This is a genomic window from Vibrio splendidus 12E03, from assembly GCF_000272105.2.
In the GTDB taxonomy this organism is placed as follows: domain Bacteria; phylum Pseudomonadota; class Gammaproteobacteria; order Enterobacterales; family Vibrionaceae; genus Vibrio; species Vibrio splendidus_I.
Map to the genome: position 1 here is coordinate 1 of NZ_AJZD02000028.1, position 4,336 is coordinate 4,336.

Genomic DNA, 4,336 nt, shown 5'->3' on the forward strand with positions numbered 1-4,336 from the left:
TGCTCTTGGTAAATTTTGTCACAACCAATACGTTTAAGCTGTTCAAGTTGAACATCGAGCGTTTGGTCTTGAGTGCTAACACGGGCATAGCCAATTTTCATAAAAAGAGCCTAAAAGTGAACATTAAGATAACTAAATATTAGTGTACATGTTCATATGCTATTTTAAAGACTAATTGGACAGTATTGAGATGGGTGAAAGGTAATGTTCAAAAAGTTACACCTTAATGAACAGTCATTAAAACAAAGCGGGGGGATTACCCTTAATCATTGCAACAATGATTAATTAAAAAGATAGAGGTGCACCTTGCCATGGTTCACAACACTAAATCAGGATACATGACAGGCAATCATGCGAGTTAGAACTCAGCCATAACCCTATTAGCAGCAATGTGGATTCGTTGACGCTTACCTTTCATCGAGACATGCTTATTATCTATCAGGGATTTACGCAGTGAAGTGATTCGGCTTTGTGAAAAGTTGTCTTTAAGCTTCAAATCAGCGATTGAATGAAAGTGTATTAAGAGTGCCCGTTATGGGCACTCTTTTTTTGCATTCTACGATTGGGTTACTTTTTTATGGGCTTGTATCTTGTTATCTGCGTATAAGACCACATCCTTGATCACAATCTTTTGTATTGCAGATATGAGTATCTCCATTGATGAGTAATTGGGCTTACTTGAATTTGTTTTACCAGGTAACTGAATGTTTAGAGCGTCAGCATCTTTAGCATAAAAGTTTCGTCCGTAATCAAATTGACCAGCATTTGCTACCTTGTGTGCTGATGTGGTTACAAAAATTGAGGCAAACTTATCTAATTTTTCAGTGTGAACGACAGCTACGTGATCATCTGCACCATACGAGTGGTTTCGATATTTCGCAGAACCAAACATATCAATGGTTACAGTATTTTTGCTAAAAATCGTAACGTCATTACCAATCAAAGCTGAAACGCCCTGATTGGTCTCTCCTGCTGTTACAAAAGGTATTTTCCCTTTGATTCGGTCTGAGCTCTTTAAGCGTTTCCCTCTGGTTGCTGCACCAAACAAATCTTTAAGATTGAACTCACTCCACTCAACATCATCATTAGTAAAGTCATCTAAGGCTTTTTGTTCATCTTCTGTAAGCTCGCAATCAGATAACCCTGTCACTTCTAAGTAAGCCTCTAGCTCCGCTATACGCTCCGCCTCTAGCTCCGCTATGAAGCTCTCCATGAACTCAAAGTCTATTTTCTCGTTTTTGACGGGTAAATTAAATTTAAAATTCAGGCTTTTTGAACTACGTAATTTATTCCCGTAATCAAATCTTCCTTCAAGAGACTTGCCCATTGAAATGGAGAAAAACAGCATCGAACTTTTAGAGTACTCCTTTTCAGTACTCCAATACACTCCAGTATCATCACCAGCTCCGAAGTCATAATCTCGATAAAAAACATTACCAAAAATATCGATTGTTATAGAGTTTCTTGGAAATCTTGAAACAGGATTCGATATATAATTAACGACCCCAGTATTCGTTACTCCAGCCATGACAAAGGGAATATCCCCTGATATGTGATCGTCTTTTTTTAATCTGCGCCCTTGAGATATTTTGTTAAAAATCTCGCTGAATCTATACTCTCCCCACTTAACCTTTTCTAACTTTTCGTTAAGTGAGGACTCTACTTTCCCGAAGTATCCCCTTTTTGTTTTAGTAGATTTGATACTTCCCATGCTAGGTAGTCGCTGACTGTCTTTTTGAAATCAGCAACGGTTGGTTTGGTATCAATGGGAATGCTTTGATTCCAATCTGCACCATTCTTAGGGTCTATCGTGTTTTCGTAATACTCACTTTCAGTAAACAGACTTAGTTTGCTTTTACCGAAGCGAACGAGGCTTACAAGCTCGTCATATCTAGCTTGGGCTTGATCGGTATCTTTTAGGTTATTGCTGGCTTTCTTTCGATTGGTACGAGTGTATCCATCATTGGAGAAGTCGATAAACTTCACCATTTCATCTTCATGGTGCGCTTCTCCCACTTTAAACACATACACATAAGTTTGAACACTAGCCTTACCGATGAATAGGTCGATAGGCATCTTGATACTAGCTATGAGAGTGTTTTCCTTAAGTATCTTCTGGTTTAAATCTTTTGCTTTACCTGTACCTGCTGAACTCTGAATTATGATCGCAGCATAACCTTTACTCATCATGCTCAATGCTTTGTGAACAAAGTTCATGCCGTTACCCGTAGCTGAATACGGTGGATTTAGAACAAAGGCATCGGCTGGAAATAGTTCATTGGTTTTACCGAATCCATACTTACCGTCAAAAGTGAGAGAGTCGCCGTTTAGAACGTTAGAGCTACCGTCTCCCATCAAGATCATGTTTAACACTGCAAGCATGTAGACACTTGATAGCATTTCTAACCCTAAAAGCTGCTCTGCTTTAATTTGAGCCTCTTTTCTGGCGAGTTCTTCTGGTGAAGTTATCGTTTGTTTTGCATCGTTTAGCATTTCATTCATGGCAGCTACAAGTAAACCAGCTGAGCCAGTGGCAAAGTCCCAAACGTAAGAATCTTTGTTTACACGAGCTAATCTAGCAAGCAGCGTTGAAACATAAGACGGTGTGAGAACTACATCGTTTAGCTTATCTTGAGAAAAACCTAACCAACCGTACATTTCATTGAAAAGTTTGCCTGTGAAGTCAGTCGTTAACCCAATTTTGTAATAGATACCTAAGTCGTCAACAATCTTTGTGAACACACGTTTTAGCTGGCTTTCACCGTCTTTGACCTTATTGATGTTTTCAGTCGTCAGTGTGTTGTTGAGGGTTCTTAGGATTAAATCTCGCTTTTCACGAGGGATATTTTTTTCTCCTAAGAATGCTTTGATCTTGCGAAGTAAGATATCACCGTCTCGATTACCTTCTTCTTGGGACGAAAGTAATTCAGACTTTTCTAATGGTCTTACTTTTCCTGCTACACCTAACGTAGCCATGATTGAAGCTGCTACTAGGTAAACTCTATCGTTTTCACCTAATCCTTTTTCATTCTGGTAAATGTCATTGTTAAGACGAGTTAAGCTAATATCAATCTCTTTCTCTCGTTGTTGCTTGAGCTTGTCTAGCTCATCTTGAGATAGGTTAAGAGATTTAACTTTTTGAATAAAGTTGTCGAAGTGTTTTGATGATAGGAACGATAGGTCGCTATATTCACCGACTTTTTGACCTGCCCCGAGGTTGTGCTTGGATACGTAGTAAACGCCTATTTCATGTTTTAGGTTGTCTGACTCATCTTTGTAACCCGTGATACCAATAGCGATAATGTCTGTATAGCTAGTGTGGTGTAGAACTGCATTAGCATAGTGAACAGCCCCGTTAACCGCAAAAGCATTGATGTTTTTTAGGTTAGGCTCCCCTTTCGCATTCCTATTATCAACGTTGCCGTTACTATCTAGCTTAACCAGTTTGCCTTGTAAGCCTTTGTACTCAATCAGAACTGGATAGTTATTGGTTAATGAATCTTCCAGTAAAAGCTTAGCATCCGGTCTATTTCCGCCTTGTCCGCCACTTTTTGTAAAGTAATCATTCAGAGCCTTATCAATCTCTGAGTTAAGGCTTTCTTGTTCTAGTTTGTAATCCAGTTTATGGTTTTTTAGCCAGCTATTCGCTAGGTCTGCAATGTTTGGTTCTACGGATTTTGTCATAATTTATATAAATAGGTGTCTTAATGTTGGCGTGGATTGTACGTGTGTATTGATCAGTTTGCACCGTATCTAACGGGAAATTACGAAGTAAGGTATTGGGAGTAATGTATCCAGATAAAACAAAGTTCTAAATATCGAACACTGAACCGCTCGGCGCAATCCCGTAGCTGGCGTAGCCAGTCGGAGGGTGAGCAAGCGGAATATCACAAATCTTTTTCTATGGCACTGTCACTGTAAAGCCACTTCTTTTATAGATCGATCAAGTTAAACATACGTACTGAACTGACGCGCTACGCTTGTCGGATTTGGGCGATGGATAACTATTCGCTCGTTCCTCACGAAAGTTACCCACACACAAATCAAGTATGACTGCTCTTTTGTTAGTTAATTCTTATGTCTATTGATTCTCTTGTTTTGCTTACCTGTTTATCTGTAGGATTCCCTTTCAATAATTCTTTAGGAATCCATATATTAAAATCTTTAGGGGGTAGGATAACTATGAGTTTTTGGCGATTGTGATAGGAATTTCAGAGGAATTTTTACTTAATGGGTGTGGTGATGAATAGTATTTTGAGAAGAAGATCACACTGAATTTATTCCAGGTGTAGTGGGGCCTACCAAGCTAACGGTATGAATAAATTTAAAGGGGTTA

3 protein-coding genes are annotated in these 4,336 nt (G+C 38.9%); all 3 read right to left on the bottom strand.

Annotated features, from left to right (window positions below; translation table 11 throughout):
- On the bottom strand, window positions 1-101 hold a 101-nt coding region (locus tag A142_RS03185; protein WP_032545513.1), incomplete at its 3' end, for a recombinase family protein.
- Window positions 102-556: 455 nt separating this feature from the next.
- On the bottom strand, window positions 557-1,711 hold the full coding sequence (locus tag A142_RS03190) for a restriction endonuclease subunit S (RefSeq protein ID WP_019824193.1): 1,155 nt from the start codon (window positions 1,709-1,711) through the stop codon (window positions 557-559).
- Window positions 1,660-3,684 (bottom strand): HsdM family class I SAM-dependent methyltransferase, encoded by a 2,025-nt coding sequence (locus tag A142_RS03195; RefSeq protein ID WP_019824195.1) that lies wholly within the window; start codon window positions 3,682-3,684, stop codon window positions 1,660-1,662. Before A142_RS03195 ends, A142_RS03190 begins: the two co-directional genes overlap by 52 nt.
- Between the last annotated feature and the right edge of the window lie 652 nt (window positions 3,685-4,336).

What these genes read in the sequence shown, in the direction of transcription:
- A142_RS03190 (WP_019824193.1), bottom strand. Translation starts at nt 1,711, where the DNA reads ATGGGAAGTATCAAATCTACTAAAACAAAAAGGGGATACTTCGGGAAA.
- A142_RS03195 (WP_019824195.1), bottom strand. Translation starts at nt 3,684, where the DNA reads ATGACAAAATCCGTAGAACCAAACATTGCAGACCTAGCGAATAGCTGG.